The sequence below is a fragment of the Pseudoalteromonas sp. 2CM41L genome, from assembly GCF_023161905.1.
Classification (GTDB): domain Bacteria; phylum Pseudomonadota; class Gammaproteobacteria; order Enterobacterales; family Alteromonadaceae; genus Pseudoalteromonas; species Pseudoalteromonas atlantica.
Window position 1 is genome coordinate 78,363 of record NZ_JALNTN010000014.1, and the last position, 20,347, is coordinate 98,709.

General features: G+C 41.5%; 16 protein-coding genes. 9 read left to right on the forward strand and 7 right to left on the reverse strand.

The window, feature by feature from the left end:
• Window positions 1-191 precede the first annotated feature (191 nt).
• The 4 genes from prfC (at window position 192) to MTF64_RS15345 (ending at window position 5,625) form a co-directional block, all read left to right on the forward strand.
• On the forward strand, window positions 192-1,781 hold the full coding sequence (gene prfC, locus MTF64_RS15330; protein WP_004586154.1) for a peptide chain release factor 3: 1,590 nt from the start codon (window positions 192-194) through the stop codon (window positions 1,779-1,781).
• A 62-nt stretch (window positions 1,782-1,843) separates the two neighbouring features.
• Window positions 1,844-3,586 carry an arginine--tRNA ligase gene (argS, locus tag MTF64_RS15335; protein ID WP_054982738.1) on the forward strand — a complete coding sequence of 581 codons (1,743 nt, stop codon included), beginning with the start codon at window positions 1,844-1,846 and terminating at the stop codon, window positions 3,584-3,586.
• A 620-nt stretch (window positions 3,587-4,206) separates the two neighbouring features.
• Window positions 4,207-4,845 (forward strand): pyridoxamine 5'-phosphate oxidase, encoded by a 639-nt coding sequence (pdxH, locus tag MTF64_RS15340; protein ID WP_004586156.1) that lies wholly within the window; start codon window positions 4,207-4,209, stop codon window positions 4,843-4,845.
• Between the two features lie 12 nt (window positions 4,846-4,857).
• Window positions 4,858-5,625 carry a TatD family hydrolase gene (locus tag MTF64_RS15345; protein ID WP_248451889.1) on the forward strand — a complete coding sequence of 256 codons (768 nt, stop codon included), beginning with the start codon at window positions 4,858-4,860 and terminating at the stop codon, window positions 5,623-5,625.
• On the opposite strand, the gene MTF64_RS15350 is transcribed toward MTF64_RS15345, so the two are convergent.
• The gene (locus MTF64_RS15350; RefSeq protein WP_004586158.1) at window positions 5,592-6,212 is read right to left on the reverse strand and encodes an AhpA/YtjB family protein; all 621 of its coding nucleotides are present in this window, start codon (window positions 6,210-6,212) and stop codon (window positions 5,592-5,594) included. The genes MTF64_RS15345 and MTF64_RS15350 overlap by 34 nt on opposite strands.
• Before the next feature lie 151 nt (window positions 6,213-6,363).
• Here MTF64_RS15350 and serB point away from each other — a divergent pair, with 151 nt between their 5' ends.
• Window positions 6,364-7,380 carry a phosphoserine phosphatase SerB gene (gene serB, locus MTF64_RS15355; protein ID WP_004586159.1) on the forward strand — a complete coding sequence of 339 codons (1,017 nt, stop codon included), beginning with the start codon at window positions 6,364-6,366 and terminating at the stop codon, window positions 7,378-7,380.
• Between the two features lie 190 nt (window positions 7,381-7,570).
• Here the strand turns inward: serB and MTF64_RS15360 are convergent, their stop codons facing one another.
• The gene (locus MTF64_RS15360; RefSeq protein ID WP_248451891.1) at window positions 7,571-10,048 is read right to left on the reverse strand and encodes a PilZ domain-containing protein; all 2,478 of its coding nucleotides are present in this window, start codon (window positions 10,046-10,048) and stop codon (window positions 7,571-7,573) included.
• 359 nt (window positions 10,049-10,407) lie between these two features.
• On the opposite strand from MTF64_RS15360, the gene radA reads away from it, so the two are divergent.
• On the forward strand, window positions 10,408-11,793 hold the full coding sequence (radA, locus tag MTF64_RS15365; protein WP_004586161.1) for a DNA repair protein RadA: 1,386 nt from the start codon (window positions 10,408-10,410) through the stop codon (window positions 11,791-11,793).
• A 75-nt stretch (window positions 11,794-11,868) separates the two neighbouring features.
• The gene (locus tag MTF64_RS15370; protein WP_054982733.1) at window positions 11,869-12,801 is read left to right on the forward strand and encodes a hypothetical protein; all 933 of its coding nucleotides are present in this window, start codon (window positions 11,869-11,871) and stop codon (window positions 12,799-12,801) included.
• 86 nt (window positions 12,802-12,887) lie between these two features.
• Here MTF64_RS15370 and serA read toward each other — a convergent pair whose 3' ends face one another.
• From serA to metK, 5 genes are all read right to left on the reverse strand, one after another.
• Window positions 12,888-14,117 carry a phosphoglycerate dehydrogenase gene (serA, locus tag MTF64_RS15375; protein WP_004586164.1) on the reverse strand — a complete coding sequence of 410 codons (1,230 nt, stop codon included), beginning with the start codon at window positions 14,115-14,117 and terminating at the stop codon, window positions 12,888-12,890.
• Window positions 14,118-14,126: 9 nt separating this feature from the next.
• Window positions 14,127-14,780 carry a ribose-5-phosphate isomerase RpiA gene (gene rpiA / locus MTF64_RS15380; RefSeq protein ID WP_004586165.1) on the reverse strand — a complete coding sequence of 218 codons (654 nt, stop codon included), beginning with the start codon at window positions 14,778-14,780 and terminating at the stop codon, window positions 14,127-14,129.
• A gap of 37 nt (window positions 14,781-14,817) precedes the next feature.
• Window positions 14,818-15,414 carry a 5-formyltetrahydrofolate cyclo-ligase gene (locus MTF64_RS15385; RefSeq protein ID WP_248451892.1) on the reverse strand — a complete coding sequence of 199 codons (597 nt, stop codon included), beginning with the start codon at window positions 15,412-15,414 and terminating at the stop codon, window positions 14,818-14,820.
• A gap of 19 nt (window positions 15,415-15,433) precedes the next feature.
• On the reverse strand, window positions 15,434-15,976 hold the full coding sequence (locus MTF64_RS15390) for a hypothetical protein (RefSeq protein ID WP_029774274.1): 543 nt from the start codon (window positions 15,974-15,976) through the stop codon (window positions 15,434-15,436).
• Window positions 15,977-16,284: 308 nt separating this feature from the next.
• Window positions 16,285-17,436, reverse strand: a complete 1,152-nt coding sequence (gene metK, locus MTF64_RS15395; protein WP_004586168.1) for a methionine adenosyltransferase — start codon at window positions 17,434-17,436, stop codon at window positions 16,285-16,287.
• Window positions 17,437-17,740: 304 nt separating this feature from the next.
• Here metK and tkt point away from each other — a divergent pair, with 304 nt between their 5' ends.
• Together tkt and MTF64_RS15405 are read left to right on the forward strand one after the other, a co-directional pair.
• Window positions 17,741-19,732: a transketolase gene (gene tkt / locus MTF64_RS15400; protein ID WP_121637868.1), complete on the forward strand. Its 1,992-nt coding sequence runs from the start codon at window positions 17,741-17,743 to the stop codon at window positions 19,730-19,732.
• A 256-nt stretch (window positions 19,733-19,988) separates the two neighbouring features.
• Window positions 19,989-20,303 carry a pyrimidine/purine nucleoside phosphorylase gene (locus MTF64_RS15405; protein ID WP_024033130.1) on the forward strand — a complete coding sequence of 105 codons (315 nt, stop codon included), beginning with the start codon at window positions 19,989-19,991 and terminating at the stop codon, window positions 20,301-20,303.
• Window positions 20,304-20,347: the final 44 nt, after the last annotated feature.

A 20,347-nucleotide genomic window follows, 5' to 3' on the forward strand; every position in this document is an offset into this window, starting at 1 on the left:
ATAGCACACTTTTATACCGACTCCTGTTACAATTGCCACTATTAAAAAATTAGCTATATGGCGTTAATTGTTGTCAATTTATTCACACTAAATTGCTCAAAGCCCAGTTAATAACGATCAACTTAACGGGTTGCCTTGCATACACTCAATGTTATGCATGTAACTTGGCATCAAACTAAAAGAACTTATTAATGGCAGACCAGAATATTATCAACGAAATTAGCAAGCGAAGGACTTTTGCAATCATATCGCACCCGGATGCTGGTAAAACCACCATCACCGAAAAAGTACTTTTGTTCGGACAAGCGATTCAAAAAGCCGGTACTGTAAAAGGCCGTGGCTCTAATCAGCATGCAAAGTCTGACTGGATGGAAATGGAAAAAGAGCGTGGTATATCGGTTACTACCTCTGTAATGCAGTTTCCGTATAACAATGCGCTGGTTAATTTACTTGATACCCCTGGACACGAAGACTTCTCAGAAGATACTTACCGTACATTGACCGCAGTAGATTCGTGTTTAATGGTTATTGATGCCGCAAAAGGTGTAGAAGAACGTACCCGTAAGCTAATGGAAGTTACGCGCCTACGTACCACGCCTATTGTTACCTTTATGAATAAGTGTGACCGTGATATTCGTGACCCAATGGAACTACTTGATGAAGTAGAAACAGAGCTAAATATTGCCTGTGCGCCTATTACTTGGCCAATTGGTTGTGGTAAAGAGTTTAAAGGTGTTTATCACATTCATAACGACGAAGCTGTTTTATACAAAACAGGCCAAGGTCATACTATTCAAGAAGTTCGCACTGTAAAAGGCCTAGATAACCCAGAGCTTGATACCGCCATTGGTGAAGAACTCGCTGAGCAATTACGTGAAGAGCTAGAGCTGGTAATTGGTGCCTCAAATGAGTTTGATCTTGAATTGTTTTTAGCGGGTGAGCTTTCACCGGTGTACTTTGGTACAGCCCTTGGTAACTTTGGTGTAGACCATGTACTTGATGGTTTAACGCAATGGGCACCAACGCCATTACCGCGAGAAACAGATGACCGCCAAGTAATCGCAACAGAAGAAAACTTTACCGGTTTTGTGTTTAAAATTCAGGCCAACATGGACCCTAAACACCGTGACCGCATTGCCTTTATGCGTATTGTGTCGGGTAAATACAGCCAAGGCATGAAAATGAACCACGTACGCCTTGGTAAGCAAATTAGTATTTCTGATGCGGTAACCTTTATGGCGGGCGATCGTGAGCGTGCAGCAGATGCATATGCGGGCGATATTATTGGTTTGCATAACCACGGTACCATTCAAATTGGCGATACCTTTACGCAAGGCGAAAAGCTTAAATTTAGCGGTATTCCTAACTTTGCGCCTGAGCTATTTCGTCGTATTCGTTTGCGCGATCCGCTTAAGCAAAAGCAGTTATTAAAAGGCTTAGTACAACTTTCTGAAGAAGGTGCTGTACAGGTATTTAGACCGCTTACTAACAACGATTTAATTGTAGGCGCGGTAGGTGTACTACAGTTTGATGTAGTTGTCGCGCGCTTAAAAGCTGAGTACAACGTAGATGCAATTTACGAAGGCGTAAATGTAAATACGGCACGTTGGGTAAGCAGCGACGATGTTAAAAAGTTTGAAGAGTTTAAACGTAAGTGCGAAAGCAACTTAGCACTCGATGGTGGCGATAACTTAACTTACATAGCACCGAGCCGTGTAAACCTTAACTTATCGGTAGAGCGTTACCCAGAGGTAACCTTTAACCATACGCGCGAAAACTAGAATCGACTGACTAAAGTTAACTGAAAGCCTGCTATGGCGGGCTTACAAAGGTAAATAATATAATGAACATTCGTACTATTTTAGTAGAAAAAGCCATTGCCGCCATGACCGCAGCAGGCCTACCAGAAGACACAAACCCAGCTGTTACACAAAGCACACGCCCACAGTTTGGTGATTACCAAATTAATGGTGCAATGGGCGCCGCTAAAAAAATGAAAAGCAACCCACGTGAGCTTGCGCAAAAAATTATTGATAACCTAGATGTAACCGACATCGCTGAAAAAACAGAAATTGCCGGCCCTGGTTTTATTAATATTCATTTAAAGCCTGAGTTTTTAGCCAACAGTGTAAAAGCAGCAAACAACGATGCAAAACTGGCTGTAAACGAGCACGCAAACCCGCAAACTGTCGTGGTAGATTACTCATCACCTAACCTTGCAAAAGAAATGCACGTAGGCCATTTGCGTTCAACCATTATTGGTGATGCCATTGTACGTGCGCTTGAATTTAGAGGCGACAAAGTCATTCGTCAAAACCACATGGGCGATTGGGGCACACAATTTGGTATGCTAATTGCGCATTTAGAAGATCAAATTAGCCAAGGCGTAGACTTAGAGTCGGTAGCGCTTGCTGATTTAGAAACGTTTTACCGCGATGCTAAAAAGCGTTTTGACGATGAAGAAGGCTTTGCCGATAAAGCCCGTGACTATGTAGTTAAACTACAAGGCGGCGACGCGCACTGTGAAAAGCTATGGAAGCTATTTATAGCGACCTCTGTTAAGCACTCTGAAGAAGTTTACAAACGTCTAAATGTAACGCTTACCCAAGACGATATTATGGCTGAAAGTGCTTACAACAGTGAGCTTAACGATATTATTAGCCTGTTAAAAGATAAAAACATAGCGGTAGAGTCGCAAGGCGCACAAGTGGTCTTTTTAGATGAACTTGCTAATAAAGATGGTGAGCCATCGGCGTTTATCGTGCAAAAATCTGGCGGCGGCTTTTTATATGCAACCACCGATTTAGCCGCGTGTAACTACCGCTCAAATACCTTAGGCGCTGAGCGTATTTTAATATTTGTTGATGCACGCCAAAGCCTTCACTTTAATCAAGTGGAGCTTACCGCACGTAAAGCAGGCCTTTTACGCGATGAAACCAGCTATGAGTTTTGCCCGTTTGGCACCATGATGGGCGCCGATGGTAAACCATTTAAAACCCGTACAGGTGGTACAGTAAAACTTGCTGATTTACTTGAAGAATCAATTAGTCGTGCAGCAACAAAACTTGCTGAGCGTGAATCTGATTTATCAGATCATGATCGCAGCGAAATTGCGCGTAAAGTAGGTATTGGCGCTGTTAAATACGCTGATCTTTCTAAGCATCGTACCAGCGATTACATATTCAACTGGGACACCATGTTAAGCTTTGAAGGCGCAACAGCACCTTACTTACAATATGCTTATACTCGTGTGCGCAGTATTTTCCGTAAATCAGGTGTCGATGCCGCTACGCTAAATGCAGATGTAGCTATAGCTGAGCCGCAAGAAAAAGCACTCGCGCTTAAACTGCTTCAGCTTGAAGAAGTCCTTGATTTAATGATCTCTGAGGCTACTCCGCACGTACTATGTAGCTACTTATACGAGCTAGCTAGCCTATACATGACATTCTATGAAGCCTGCCCAGTACTAAAAGAAGGCGTAGAGCCAAGCGTACGTGACAGCCGTTTAGTGTTATGTAATTTAGTGGCAGATACACTAAAAACAGGATTGGATCTGTTAGGCATTGAAGTCATGGAGCAAATGTAATCACCGTCGTATTTTAACCTAATACTGCGTTATCCACCCCAACTTACCCTAATCACATACAAATCGTATGCTCATAGGGATAAGTAGGAGGTGGATGCCTTGTCTTAGGCTAAACTACATAGGTGATCCTTCTGCTGCGTGTAGTTCGCTTTGACTGCGTTGTCGTGCTTTTTTAGCCTAAGTCACATACTAACTGTATGCTCCTTGGCATAAAAAAGCACTTCGCCTTGTCAGCACTCCTGCACTTGCAGATATCTGAGTTGTGTAGTTCGCTTTAGCTGCGTTGGTAAAACTATTTAGCCTAAGTCACATACAAACCGTATGCTCCTTGGCATAAATAGTTTTACCGCCTTGCTAGCACTCCTACACTTGCAGATGATTTTATGCTTTACTTGACGAACTTTTGTAAGTTGATCATTTTGTAGCTGATAGCTGATAGCTGATAGCTGATAGCTGATAGCTGATAGCTGATAGCACCGTAGGTTGGGTTGAGTGAAACGAAACCCAACATTAACCAAGCACTAACCCAAAATATAAAATTGTTCTTATTACTGATTACTATTGATTGCCTGACCTTAACTTACCCACATACGCTTTAATAAACAGAGAAGGATTTGTTTATGAAACTCGAAGACATCCGCCGTGAATACCTGCAAGACGCGCTAAGCGAAGATAACTTGCAAGATGATCCATTCAAACAATTTGAAACGTGGCTTGAGCATGCTGTGGGCAGTAATATCCCAGACCCAACGGCCATGGTTGTGGCAACGGTTGATGAAACCGGGCAACCTTCACAGCGTATTGTATTGCTAAAACATTTAGATGATAACGGGTTTGTATTTTTTACTAATACCGGCTCACGTAAAGCGCAAGAGCTAAAAGGCAATAACAAAATATCGCTGCATTTTCCGTGGCATCATATGGAGCGCCAAGTGATTGTATACGGCGAGGCAAAACCATTACCGACGGCTGCAGTCGCTAAATATTTTTTATCGCGCCCTAAAGAAAGCCAATTAGCAGCATGGGCCTCAGCGCAAAGCAGGCCAGTCTCATCGCGTAAAGTGCTTATGGAAACCTTTGCCAATATGAAGAGTAAATTTGCTAATGGTGAAATTCCATTGCCTGATTTTTGGGGCGGTTACTGCGTAGTCCCTTCTAAAATTGAGTTTTGGCAAGGTGGCGCACACCGTTTACATGACCGCTTTATATATCAGCGCCAAACCGATAATAGCTGGCAAATAACACGTTTAAACCCTTAACCGGTTTACGCTGTGAAGTTTATAGATTCCCACTGCCACCTCGATTTTACTGAGTTTGACGCAAACCGCGGATCACTCATAAAAGAGTGTATGGCTAAAGGTGTTGAGCGCTTTGTTGTGCCAGGTATTAGCCTGGCGCAATCTCAGCAGCTAATTGAATTTAAAGCTAAATACCCACAAGTACATATTGCCGCAGGGCTTCACCCTTACTTTTTAGATGAGCATAAAGATGCTCACTTAGCGCAGTTATTCGATTTTGCAAAAGCCAATAAAAAGCAGCTGGTGGCAATAGGGGAGTGCGGGCTTGATAGAAGTATTGATGACCTTGAAAAACAAACCAGCCTATTTGAGCAACACATCACCCTTGCTAACGAGCTCCAGCTGCCGCTTATTGTGCATCACAGGCAAAGCCATGATTTAATTGCGCATGCGTTTAAGCGCTGCAAGCCAAAATATGGCGGCGTGATACATGCGTACTCAGGCTCTATGCAACAAGCACAGTATTATATTAAACAGGGCTTTAAATTAGGTGTAGGTGGCGTTATTACTTATGAACGAGCAGCAAAAACCCGTGATGTAATTGCTCAAATAGAACCGCAGCATTTAGTGCTTGAGACGGACGCACCCTCAATGCCATTAAGTGGCCATCAGGGAGAAATTAACACCCCTGCGTATATTCCTGCTGTATTTGAAGTTTTATGCAGCTTAAAGCCAAATAGTAATAAAGCCGAACTTGCTCAGCAGCTTTACGATTCTTGCTCTGAGGTTTTTTGCATATAGCGATTTACCTGCCAACGTTTTAGGCCTCGCCCTAGCTGCCATGTAAAAATACAGGCTATTACTAGCATTAATAAAACTTGCCTGCCTAAATCATGAAAGTGATTGTGGCTGTCAGATATTGCCGCGCGGGTTAAATAAGTAATAGATACAAAGCCTAAAGGCTTATCTATGTCGCTTACAACAGGCTCAACAAACGGGGTTTTTAGTTTACTAATCCCTGGGGTGGACTCTGGCAATTGGCCAAATATATGGTGCGATTGCCAGTGATCGCTGCTGGCTATAAGTACGCCTTGCTGATCGTAAATTGTGGCTGAAAGTACAAACTCGTCTTTGCTTATATCATTACACAAAGCTCTAAGCTGTGGCTTATTTTTAGCAAGCAATGGCTCTTTAGCATTAAGTGCCATAAATGAGGTTAAGCTTTTGGCTGTATTATCGGCACTATTATAAAGTAGTTGGTGGCTTTCAAAGCTACTGTTAACACCTACAAAACTCAGTAATACAAAACAGCCCGCAGCCAATAATAAGCGAACGATTCGCTTTCTTTGTGATGCAGACAAAGGGCTTTTTATATGGTTATTTTTCATAGTCACCGTATATGCTACTGACAGCATTTTGATTTGATGTTACAACTACGCTAACTATAACCTTAAATCTACCCCGATGGCGAATTTAGCGTTATGAATACCCTAATTGATACGCCAAATTAGAAAAATAAATAACAAACACGGAGAACCCATGTCGCAAATGAACATGGCACAGCCAGCTGCTGAGCAAGCATTACATTCTTTAACGCTAAACACATGGTTTGATTACAAAGAAGGGAGTTTTACTCCTGCTCAAACAATACCAGATAAAACCGTTGGGTTATTTAGTATTGCGTTTGCGGGCGATTTTGAACTAAAGCATGTAACGAGTATTATCGACTTTCTAAAAACGCACGCGCTTAAAGTAACCGCTGTATGTCAATATCAGCCCGACTTAGGGTTAGCCCCAGCTCTGTGTTTTTATAGCCCAGAGGCAGAGCAAAAAATTAACCCGCTTGCGCTAAGAGAGTTTGCAAACACGCTTGATTTTCAGCTAGTACAAGTTACAACGCCACCTAACCTATATGAGCCAGGGCTGTTGGTTATGGATATGGACTCTACCGCCATCACCATAGAGTGCATTGATGAAATTGCACGTTTAGCAGATGTATATGACGATGTGGCTTCTGTGACCGCGCTTGCAATGGCGGGCAAACTAGATTTTAGCGAAAGTTTAAATCAGCGTGTAGCAAAGTTAGCGGGCATAGAGCAAAGCTTAATTGAAGATTTAAAAAACACCTTACCATTAATGCCAGGTATTAAAGCGCTATGCCAAATATTAAAGCAGCATAATTGGTATCTTGCTATAGCATCAGGCGGGTTTGTACCCTTTGCCGAGCGTGTGCAGCAGCTAATTAATTTAGATGAAGTACATGCTAATGTGCTTGAATTTGCAAACGATAAACTCACAGGAAAAGTCTCTGGTGCCATTGTTGATGCGCAGCAAAAAGCGGTTGTTTTAGAAACACTGCAGCAAAAGCTGGGCTTAGCAAATACGCAAACGGTAGCCATTGGCGATGGCGCAAATGATTTGCTCATGATGGAAAAAGCAGGATTAGGCGTTGCCGTACACGGTAAACCAAAAGTGGTGGAGCAAGCTCAAGCGGCTATATGTCAGGGTTCATTACTGCAATTGTTGTATATGTTGGCTATTCCCTTAAATAAGTAACCTGAGAATATCCACCAAAATAAATTATACCAATCGGGTTAAGTTATTTAGACATTTATAGCGATAGATAAATAGCGTGATAACAAGACATAAATTTCGACATGTAGTTGTTCTACAGGAGAAATTTATAACGCTATTAACGCTTTATTTAGCACGCTATAAACTTTTAAGTCGATTGGTATTAAGCCGCTTAGCGCAAGCGGTTTAACCATAACAGCTTTCTGCGGCCCATTTGAGCGACCTGCTTTTGATCTAACTCTAAATGGCTAAGCGCTTCGTCGGTTATATCTACAATATCACCCACCCCAGATACTGCCCACAGCGCTTCTTCTATGTCTTTTGCTTTGTGCATTGCATATTGGCTTACATATTTAAGTTCGTTTGATAGGTAGTCTGTATCTGGGCGACCCGTTCGCGATAAGTACAAGCGCATAACAAATACCAGCTCAGATTTAACGCCTGCGCTAATTTGCTCACTAAAGCTCGAATAGTTTTCGCCTAGTACGCATTGGCTCGTCACAGCCTTTTCAATGTTATCTTGTTTAGGGTCAAAATTAATTGCGAGTGTAAACGGCAAAGGCGGGTCTTGTCGGCTACGATCTTTAATGCTTGGGGTGATCACATCAATAATTTGTTGCTGCGTTAAAATATGGCTTAGGTCAGTTTTATTATTTAATAAGCCAAAATTTTGTAAAATCACGTGAATTGGGCTGGCATATAAACCAAAACCTATGGCACCTGGAATAAAGTGGCTTGCTTCTTTATGTAAATAAAGCGGGAATTGGCACACACTTTTGGTCACCATATTTCTCAGTGCGGTAGAAAGGCCTTCTATTTTAGGGGCTTCTTCAGACACTTTTAATTTATCTTTATTACTTTGAATTAATTGGGTAAAAAAGTTAACCCCTGCATGTGGTAAGTCAGCAACTCTGTTGGCTTTTAAATTAATGGTCGTTAACGACTTACTAATTGCCATCACTTCGTATTTAAGCTCACTTAAATTATGCTTTTTAGTTATTTTTTGTAAATCGGGGAAAGACAGTAAAACAATATCGCCTTTTTTAAAGCTAACCGGCGAGGCTGACTCTAATTGCAAGCCCATAACCGAAAAATCCCGAGTATGAGCCTGATACTGCTTATCCTCAAACGTAAGCTCGGCAGGTGTTTTATATAAGTAACGTTTGTGAGAGCGTAAATTTACATACTCTAGTGGCACAATATCTAAATAAGGAGGCTTATTATGCTTAGCGTGGCCAAAATGTTTAAGCTGGTTAACTAACGCCTTATCGTAGGGCTGCTTCTTATAGTGCGCTTGTTCTTCACTGTTGCCAATGGCGGTTAAAACCGCAATGTATTTTACATCTTTTATAAGGCCAGCCACTCTTGGAGAAGGTGGCTTATTTAGCTTTTCTATGTTTTTACCCGCCGAATTAGGCAACGATAATGGAATAAACGAATCATCAGGGTGGCTTGGCATAACTTGTAATTTAAAGCATTGCCAGCTGTCTTTTTGGCTACCAAACCCTAAAAATAGGTTTCTTAATTTAGGGTTGTTATTAAGCTCTGTACGCGTGGCTGAGTAGTAATAAATTTTTCCTGCAGAAACATGAGTAAACGTATATAAGTAATCTTCTTTTACTGCGTTTACTTGGGTAAGCATTTGGCTAATACGTTGATTATTTAAAATGCTATATAAGCAGGGCACTTTTCGTTCATCAGTAAAATAGCGCTGAATAAAAATATTATTTTCAGTGGTTAGGCTTAAACTAGGAACAATTTGTTCGCCTTTTTTACTTAAAAATAAGTATAAAGAGGTAACGCGCGGAATATAATATTGCTCATAACCCTTTGAAACAACAGCATCTAGGGTGTTATCTAAGTTCACTTTATAGCGGCGTTTATTACCGTTTATAAAGCTATCTAAAAAATTATCGAATGCTTCATTTTTTTCTATAAAAGTACGCTTTAAACGAATGTGGTTATATTCACGAGATATACTTTCAACTGCAACTACTTCATATTGAATGCCATTTTTAAGGCCTAGCTCAAAATCTTGCTCAAGCCCTACTAGCCGCATGGCAATTAGCTGCCCTTTTTTTATAATTTGGCGGGTAGGAAGCTTAATTTTACAACCACTCAAAGAGATATCTGAGGTACTCGCGGCAATGTTTTTCTTATCGTTGTACTCAATTTTAACTTTAATCGAGTAGTTCATTCGCTCCTCAGAGCGGCTTTCATAAGAGGCAAATTTTATTACGCTAGTAGTCAGAGTGTCGTTTTCAACTTGTGTATCACTTTGCTCTTGTGCTTGTTTTTGTAGTACGCGATGGTTGTTTTCGGTATTCATTACCGCTTCGTATACCGCTAAAGTATAGCCGCCGTGTTGTTTTAAGGCTGCCTCAAATACTTCTATGGCGGTGTCATCCATAAAGTGTTGTTTACCATTGTGCTCATACGGGCGAACTTGGCCCGTTACTAAACCTCGCAGGTCAACAAAACGGGCAACTGGCTGAGATAGGCGCGACATTTCCATTTTCATTAAAAACTGCTCAGGCTTTGTTAAACCTGCCGTTTTAGATTTAAAAATTAGGTCGAACTTTGCGTTACCTAAATAGGTTTTTAGCTCATTTACGAGGTCTTCGTGTTTGAGCAGTATGTCTTCAGCCATTTATAAATCGTCACCGTCTAATTGAAAAGTAGGTATACTGTAAAGTCCATTTATTTGAAAAATTCAATAAACGTAACATCGTGCTATGTTATTAATATAGGTACGATTTTTCGTGTAAGTACAGTTTAACTCTTGTTATTATGTGTTAAATGCCAATTTGTTGGCAAGTTACTTTAAAGTATTTAAAAGCAATAAGTATGCCCTAACTTAAAGTAAAAGAGAAAATTACATGTGTTTGTTTCTAATATAGATCCTAGAGTGGCTTTAGCAATGTAGCGCTGCTATGTCGTTCTCCCCATGATAAAATAAACAACTAAATGTATGCATTTTAAATTAAAGAATAGTAGGTAAGGTTATAAATGGCTAAGGCGGCAAAAGTAGAATTTGTTTGTACAGAGTGTGGTATGAACTACCAACGTTGGCAAGGTCAGTGTCGCTGTGGTGCGTGGAACACGTTGGCAGAATTTAAACCCTCTGCAGGGCAAAGTAAAAAAGCCGCTGCGCGAGCAACCGTTGGTGGTTATGCAGGTGGCATTGGTGGCGGCTCTAAAAAAATTGATGATGTAGCCACCACCGAGGCCGAAAAGCAGCTAACAGAAATAGGCGAGCTTGACCGTGTACTAAGCGGCGGCGTAACCACGGGCTCGGTTAATATTATATCAGGCGACCCAGGGGCGGGTAAAACAACGCTGTTATCTGATTTAGTAGCCAGAATGTCGCAGCGTATGCCATCACTTTATTGTACTGCTGAGGAGTCGTTGTCGCAGTTTAAAAACCGTGTAAACCGCTTAAAGCTTAACTATAACGCCGATGAGCTTTATTTACTTTCTGAAACTAGCGTAGAAACCATTATTGAAGAGCTTGATAAAAATAAAATTAAGTTTGCTGTTATCGACTCTATTCAGGCGGTTGTAACCGACACTGCAAATGGCAGCCCTGGTTCGCCTTCGCAAGTAAAAAGTGCCGCACAAGCGCTTACTCAGTATTGTAAGCAAAACGATGTCACTATGTTTATTATTGCCCATGTTAATAAAAATAACGAAATTGCAGGGCCGCAAACATTAGTGCATATAGTGGATGCCTTATTGCACATTGACACGAATGATGGACAGGTACGTACGCTTAGAGCTAACAAAAACCGTTTTGGTGATATTGATACCGTAGGCATTTTTAAAATGTGCGAACGCGGCATGCTAAGTGTTGATAACCCCAGCGAGATTTTTTTATCGGGATCAAGTACTGAATCACCAGGCTCTACTATTACGTGTATCCGAAAAGGTAACCGTAACTTATTGCTCGAAATTCAATGTTTAACCACCGAAACCGAAGCCGAATTTCCGCAGCGTGTGTGCGTGGGTTTAAACATGAACCGAATAAAAATGCTCACTGGTATTTTACGCAAACACACCAAAACTAAAATATTTCACGATACGTTTTTTAATATTGTGGGCGGCTTACGAATCGATGAAACCGAAACCTGTATTGATTTAGCGTTAGTAACTGCGCTTTTAAGCAGCTTAAACGAGTTTGTTGTACCGCGTACAACCTGCATTATGGGTGAGCTTAGTTTAAACGGCGATGTGCGCCCAATCGACAGTGGTGTACCACGGGTTAAAGAAGCGGCTCAGCATGGGTTTACTGAAATATTTATTCCGTTTCGTAATTACCATAAATCGATGGAAGGATTAGGGGCTAAAATTACGCCAGTAAAAACCGTGCACGAGTTACTGAGTTTAATTAATTAACGCTTACAGCGGCTGCTGTGTAATGTTACTCTTGAGCAAACACAATTTATATACAGATCAGAATAAGGAAATAGCATGAAAAAACTCGTAATAGCCATAGCCATTGTTGCAGCTGGCGTAGGCGGTGTTAGCTACGCAAACTATGTAGCAACTCAAGAAGTACGTACCGAAGTAGACAAGCAGCTTGCTTTAGTGAGCGATCAAACCGGTGCAACATTTAAATACGCGGGTTTATCGGCAAGTGTTATTTCTCAAAGTGTTGAAATTACTAACATGGAAGTAATTAGCCCTGAAGGTGATAACGTAGCGCATATTCAAAGTATTGAAGTAACCGGTTACGAAACCGATAAAATATCGCCACATACATCGTTTACAGTAAAAAGCTTTCAGTTTGATAAGGACTTTGTAGCAAAACTACCTGCTGATACAAACGAAATGCTTGCCTCTGCAAGTTACGACTTAAGCTCATCGCTCGATTACGATGAACAATCTGGCGACAGCGACGTAGTTTTAAAGCTTGATGCAAAAGATATTGCTAGTTTTAATATGGATGTAGGACTTGCTAACTCTAAAGCATTAATGGACGCATCCCTTGCTATAAGCAAAGCGCAGCAAGAAGCAGGTGACACGCCACTTACGTACGAGCAAGAGTTACAACAGCAAACCTTAGTTATGCAAGCTATGAGTAAGCTTGAGCCACGAAATATTAATTTAGTACTTAATAACCAAGGCAAATTAAAAGAGCTATTTGTGAGCGAGCTTGAAAAACAAGGTATGACGCTTGAGCAAATGCAAATGACGCTACAGCAACAGTTACAGCAAGCTCCCGTAACTGAAGAAATAGCACATGCGCTGACTGATTTTGCCAAAGGTTTAAACTCATTAAGCATATCGGCAAAATTGCCTGAAGGTAAAACCATGATGGAAGTTAACCAGCAAATAATGATGTTAGCTGGCCAGCCAGAAGAGCTAGTTAAATTTGTTAATTTAGAAGTTAAAGGCGAGTAATTGCGAACAGCTCTTAGTAGCCAGTTTAATACAAAAAAGCCGTACTTGATTAATCAAGTACGGCTTTTATTATTTTAGCTGATAGCTTAGTGAAGAATACGCGCTCTAATTGTACCTTCTACTGCGCTTAGCTCTTTAAGTGCAACTTCTGACTGATCGGTATCTACGTCAATAACTACATAACCAATTGATTCATCAGTTTGTAAGTACTGAGCGGCAATGTTAATACCGTGCTGGGCAAACGCTTGGTTAATTTGTGTAAGTACGCCAGGGCGGTTGTGGTGTACGTGCAATAAGCGGCTACGGTTAGCAAGCTCTGGTAGCGAAACCTCAGGGAAGTTAACAGCTGTAATAGTTGAACCATTATCTGAGTATTTAGCTAATTTACCGGCTACTTCAATACCAATGTTTTCTTGCGCTTCTTGGGTTGAACCACCAATGTGCGGCGTTAAAATAACGTTGTCGAATTCACGCAGTGGCGATACAAATTCTTCTTCGTTAGATTTTGGCTCAACAGGGAATACATCAATAGCTGCGCCGCTTAGCTTTTTCTCGCTAAGTGCTTCAGCAAGTGCATCAATATCCACTACAGTACCGCGTGAAGCGTTAATTAGTATTGATCCTTGCTTCATTACGGCAAGTTCTGCTGTGCCAATTAGGTTTTTAGTTTGCGGTGTTTCTGGTACGTGTAAACTAATAATATCAGCGCGCTGTAAAAGCTGTGTTAGGTTATGAATTTGTGTTGCATTACCTAAAGAGAGCTTATCTTCAATGTCGTAATACTCTACGTTCATACCTATGTTTTCAGCCATAATACCAAGCTGTGTACCTATGTGGCCGTAACCAATAATCCCGAGCGTTTTACCGCGCGCTTCAAACGAGCCGGTTGCTGTTTTTAACCAGCCGCCACGGTGCGCTGCTGCATTACGCTCTGGAATACCACGTAATAGTAATAGTATTTCGCCAAGTACAAGTTCAGCCACTGAACGAGTGTTTGAAAACGGTGCATTAAATACCGCAATACCGCGCTCGCGAGCTGAGTTTAAGTCAACTTGGTTAGTACCAATACAAAAACAGCCAATGGCTACTAGCTTTTCAGCTGAGTCTAAAACTGCTTGGTTAATATGAGTACGAGAACGAAGCCCTACAAAGTGCACATCTTTAATACGCTCTTTAAGTTCGTCCTCAGGTAGCGATGTTTTTACGTAGTCGATGTTGCTGTAACCATTACGTTTAAGCGTTTCTACTGCGCTTTGGTGAACACCTTCAAGCAAGAGAATTTTAATTTTGTCTTTTGCTAACGATACCTTACTCATAACCTCATCCTATTTAATTTGTGGCCCATTTTTAGTGCCGATAATCACTTTATCAGCGCCGCGCATCGCAAATAGGCCGTTGGTAACTACGCCAACAATTGAATTAATTTGTGTTTCAAGTTGTTTGGCATTACTAATACTTAAATTGTGTACATCTAAAATAACGTTACCGTTATCGGTTACTACGCCTTGGCGGTACACAGGGTCGCCACCAAGTTTTAATAATTCACGCGCTACGTAGCTGCGTGCCATTGGTATAACTTCTACCGGAAGCGGAAAATCGCCCAATGTATCTACTAATTTTGTGTCATCAACAATACAAACAAATTGTTTTGCAACGGCTGCGACTATTTTTTCGCGGGTAAGTGCTGCGCCGCCGCCTTTGATCATTTCGTTTTGGGCATTAATTTCATCTGCGCCGTCTACGTATACATCAAGAGCATCTACATCGTTTAGCTCAAACACTTCAATACCTAACGCGTGTAAACGCGCTGTTGAAGCCTCAGAGCTAGATACCGCACCCGTTATGGTGTCTTTTACTGTGCCTAGGGCATCAATAAAATGATTTACGGTAGAGCCTGTCCCTACACCAACAATGGTGTTTTCTTTTACAAACTCGAGTGCAGCCCACGCAGCTGCTTTTTTTAATTCGTCTTGCGTCATTGTTATGCTCATATTTCAAATGTGTAGTGGGTGTTTATTACCAGTGATAAATTTTATCGGGAGTAATAATGGTTTTAAGTGGAACATCCCACGATTCAATTGGCAGTGCATCTACTTTTTGGCAGCTATGTGCTAAGCCTATAAGTTGCGGTTTTTGCCAATTGTAAGCGTGTAATTGCGCCAGTGTTTTATCGTAAAATCCACCCCCCATTCCTAATCTGTTACCTTGATTATCAAATGCTACAAGTGGCATCAGTAAGTAATCTAAATCAGTTAATGGGCATATTTGAGAGCAGTTCAGCTTAGGCTCCAAGATACCATAGCGATTTGCCCTCATGGGTGAGTTTTTTTCATAGCGTTGAAACAGCAAAGTAGCCCCATTAAATGGGTGTATAACGGGTAAGTAAAGGGTATGGCCTTGTTGCCATAACTCGTTAATTAACAGTGAGGTATCTAATTCCCCATCGTTACTAAAGTAAATGGCTATATGTTTTTTTGAGGCTATTTTATCGCTATTTAGCTGTTGAGTAAAATTCAACTTTAGCTGTGCCGCGGCTTTTTCTTGCTGTTTTTTTGATAGGTTATTGCGTAATTGGCGAATAGATTGGCGTATGTGTGTACGTTTATTGCTCATTGTAATTACGCACCTTTGATTAAATAGACACTAAATCAGGAAAAGCTAAGTAAACAGCAAGCACAATAAGTAGTAAAACGGCAGTGGCAATCAGTGAATATAACAAAGTATTGCTACGCGTTTTAACGGGTTCATCGAGCTGCTCGTCAAGCATTAGATCATCTTCTTGCCACTCATCGCTTTCGTCTGTAGGGCTTTTTAGCTCATTGGTTGGGAGCCTTTGTTCTAGCTCTTCTAGTTTTTCTTCTAGGCGGATCAGGCTGCTCGTTATGTAATCAAGGGCATCAAAAATCCGTTCATCACGCTGACTAGCTGCGCTAGGGCTCTGAGTGGGCAACTCACCTGTGGCTTGTAACTTACTTTTAATGCCTAGGCTTGCCAGTAATTTGGCCTGCTTTAAGGCTTTGTCTTTATTGCTAGGTGCAAAGAGTGCTTTGCCATTAAAAAACTGAGTTACCTTATCTTCAGACGTTTTTAGCTTACTTGCTAAATTTACGCAGGCCGTTTTAGCCTCAGTGCCCTCGGCGAGTCCTACAAACATAACGCGAAAATTATTGGCCATTTACTTATCCCTTAAGCTTTTATTATGCAAAGAGTATATACCTAAAACCGTACGAAATTCGAGGGCTAGCTAATACCAATTTAATTCAAAACACGATTAGTTTAGCGTATTAAATAGCGCACTGATTGCGTTAAAATTATTTATATAAAATAACTGTACGCCGTAAATTCCTTTGTTATTGCACTATTTACTGGGTGCTACGATAAACAACTAAATTAATGCAATTGATATAAATAGTATAATTAGCCTTTGCTTTAGATATAAAAACGGCCCTTAAAAGGGCCGTTTATTATTTAATGCATTTTGGCTTAAAGGCCAGCAGCTGCGCGAAGTGCGTCTGCTTTATCTGTACGTTCCCATGGGAATTCGTCACGACCAAAGTGACCGTATGCCGCTGTTGGTTGGTAAATTGGGCGCTCTAAATCAAGCATTTGAATTAAGCCGTAAGGGCGTAGGTCAAAGTGCTCACGAATAAGCTCAATTAAACGACCTTCTTCAAGCTTGCTTGTACCAAAGGTTTCAACGCTGATAGAGGTAGGCTCTGCTACACCAATTGCGTAAGATACTTGTAGCTCACACTTATCAGCAAGGCCTGCAGCCACTACGTTTTTAGCTACGTAACGTGCAGCGTATGCAGCTGAGCGGTCAACTTTTGATGGATCTTTACCTGAGAAAGCACCACCACCGTGACGTGCCATACCACCGTATGTATCTACGATGATTTTACGACCCGTTAAACCACAATCGCCCATAGGTCCGCCAATTACAAAGCGACCCGTTGGGTTAATGAAAAATTTAGTCGCGCTAGTAATAAGCTCTGCAGGAAGTACCGGCTTAATGATGGTTTCCATCACGGCTTCTACTAAGTCATTTTGCGAAATTTCTTCAGCGTGCTGAGTAGAAAGCACAACTGCATCAATACCTACTGGCTTGCCGTTTTCGTATGCAAAAGTTACTTGAGATTTTGCATCTGGGCGTAACCAGTTAAGCTCGCCGCTTTTACGTACTTGCGCTTGGCGCTGTACTAAACGGTGTGAGTAAGTAATTGGCGCAGGCATCAGTACTTCTGTTTCGTTACATGCATAACCAAACATTAAGCCTTGGTCGCCAGCACCTTGTTCTTCTGGGCTAGTACGGTCAACACCTTGGTTAATATCAGGAGACTGCTTACCAATTGTGTTTAAAATTGCACACGAGTCTGCATCGAAACCCATGTCTGAATGCGTGTAGCCAATTTCACGTACTGTTTTACGTGTAATTTCTTCAATATCAACCCATGCGCTAGTGGTAATTTCACCACCAACCATAACCATACCGGTTTTTACGTAAGTTTCGCACGCAACACGGGCATGAGAGTCTTGCTCTAGGATAGCATCAAGTACCGCATCAGAGATTTGATCGGCGATTTTATCCGGATGACCTTCAGAAACAGATTCAGAAGTAAATAAATGTTTTGCCATTGTATTTCTGCTCACAAATATTGCGCTTCACAAACGTCGGTATTAGCGCTAAAAAATTAAGGGGCGTATTTTATCTAAAACAAAACACCTTGCATAGTGTTTTTACGCCTAGACGTCTAAATAAAATGAGTAATAACTTTTTGGTCTTAAAAAATATTCATAATAGCCCATTTTTATAGGGTTTTTAATTGCACACTGCACCCACATTAAGTAAGAATGGTTGCTATAACAGCTCTTAAGTTACTTAAGGGTATTAACGAACACATAAGTACCCGCGCAAATACACATAAAGGTAGGAGAATTCATGCCATCTCGCAAAGAACTTGCAAATGCTATTCGCGTCTTGTCAATGGACGCAGTACAAAAGGCCAAATCTGGCCACCCTGGAGCCCCTATGGGCATGGCCGATATCGCAGAAGTATTATGGCGCGATTATCTAAAGCATAATCCAACTAATCCAGAGTGGGCTGACCGTGACAGATTTATTCTTTCAAATGGCCACGGTTCAATGCTTATCTATTCTCTATTGCACCTAACTGGTTACGACTTACCACTTGATGAAATTAAAAACTTCCGTCAAATGCATTCTAAAACGCCAGGCCACCCTGAGTACGGTTATGCACCAGGAATTGAAACTACTACGGGCCCGCTAGGTCAGGGGATCACAAATGCGGTAGGTATGGCGATTGCTGAAAAAGCGCTTGCTGCACAATTTAACCGTGAAGGCCACGACATTGTTGATCACTACACGTATGCATTTATGGGTGACGGTTGTTTAATGGAAGGTATTTCTCATGAAGCATGTTCACTTGCTGGCACATTAGGCCTTGGCAAGTTAGTAGCTTTTTGGGATGACAACGGTATTTCAATCGATGGTGAAGTAGAAGGTTGGTTTAGCGACGATACACCAGCACGTTTTAAAGCGTACGGCTGGCATGTAATAAGTGACGTTGATGGCCACGACAGCGATGCTGTTAGTGCTGCAATAGCAGAGGCTCAAAGTGTTACCGACAAACCATCACTAATTTGTTGTAAAACAGTGATTGGTTACGGTTCACCTAATAAATCTGGTAGCCACGATTGTCACGGCGCGCCATTAGGTGATGACGAAATTACAGCGTCTCGCGAATTTTTAGGCTGGTCTGGCGGTGCATTTGAAATCCCTGATGATATTTACGCACAGTGGGATAGCAAAGAAAAAGGTCAACAGCTTGAATCTAGCTGGGACGAAAAATTTGCAGCATACGCAAAGGCATTCCCAGAGCTTGCAGCTGAATATAAGCGCCGTATTAATAACGAACTTCCAGGCGATTGGGCTGAAAAATCTCAAGCGTACATAGAGCAACTACAAGCAAACCCTGCAAACCCTGCATCTCGTAAAGCGTCGCAAAATGCATTAAATGCATTTGGCCCGTTATTACCAGAATTCATGGGTGGCTCAGCCGATTTAGCTGGATCAAACTTAACAATTTGGGATGGCTCTAAAGGGCTAACTGCAGACGATGCAAGCGGTAACTACGTTTACTACGGTGTACGTGAGTTTGGTATGTCGGCAATTATGAATGGTATTGCCCTTCATAAAGGCTTTATTCCTTACGGTGCAACGTTCTTAATGTTTGTTGAATACGCAAAAAATGCGGTACGTATGGCTGCACTAATGAAGCAACCAAGCATTTTTGTATACACGCATGATTCAATCGGCCTAGGTGAAGACGGTCCAACTCACCAACCGGTAGAGCAAATTGCTAGCATGCGTTTAACACCAAACTTATACAACTGGCGCCCGTGTGACCAAGTTGAGTCGGCAATTGCATGGCAACAAGCTATTGAGCGTAAAGACGGTCCTACATCACTTATCTTTACTCGCCAAGGCCTTGAGCAACAAGCGCGTGACGCTCAGCAATTAGCTGATGTTAAAAAGGGTGGTTACATCCTTAGCTGTGACGGCGAGCCAGAGCTAATTATTATTGCAACAGGTTCTGAGGTGCAACTAGCACAAGACTCTGCAACAGAGCTACGCAGCCAAGGTAAAAAGGTACGTGTTGTATCTATGCCATGTACTGATGTATTTGAAGAGCAAAGCGCACAGTACAAAGAAAGCGTACTACCGGCAGCCGTTACACGCCGCGTAGCAGTAGAAGCAGGTATTGCTGATTACTGGTACAAGTACGTGGGCCTAAATGGCGCAGTAGTAGGTATGACTACCTTTGGTGAGTCGGCACCTGCTGGTGAGCTGTTTGAGCACTTTGGCTTTACAGTAGAGAACATTGTAAATAAAGCAAACGAACTGTTTTAATAGTTAGCTTTAATATTTAAAAGCCCGCCCTGTGTAAAACAGGGCGGGCTTTTTTTTTGCTAACTGAGTTATAAAGTGGCGTAGTAGCCTTAAGATACTTGAATCACACTGCTTGAAATACGTAGTACTTTTTTGGCTTAAAGCCTTTTGAGTTTTAATTTCAGATGAGTAATTTTCACAGCGCTTTTCTTGCAAGGCTATGACCTATCAGGCAAGGTGGTGGCCGATTAAATAAAATAATACAACAGGAGTGAGGATGTCTCAGTTTGAAAATGTAAGCGTAATTAAAAAAGCGAACGTGTATTTTGACGGTAAAGTATCAAGCCGTACCGTGGTATTTAACGATGGCACAACCAAAACGCTAGGTTTTATGCAACCAGGTGAATTTGTATTTGATACCAGTAAAAAAGAACTCATGGAGCTATTAGGCGGCCAGTGGGACATTTTATTACCTGGCGAAACGCAGTGGAAAACATTTATCGCGGGCGAATCATTTAATGTTGATGCCAATGTTAGCTTTAAAGTAAAAGTGAGTGATTTTGCTGACTATTGCTGTTCGTACACAGACTAAACGCTAAAGGCTAGACGTCTGAAAGCCCATATTTTATGGGCTTT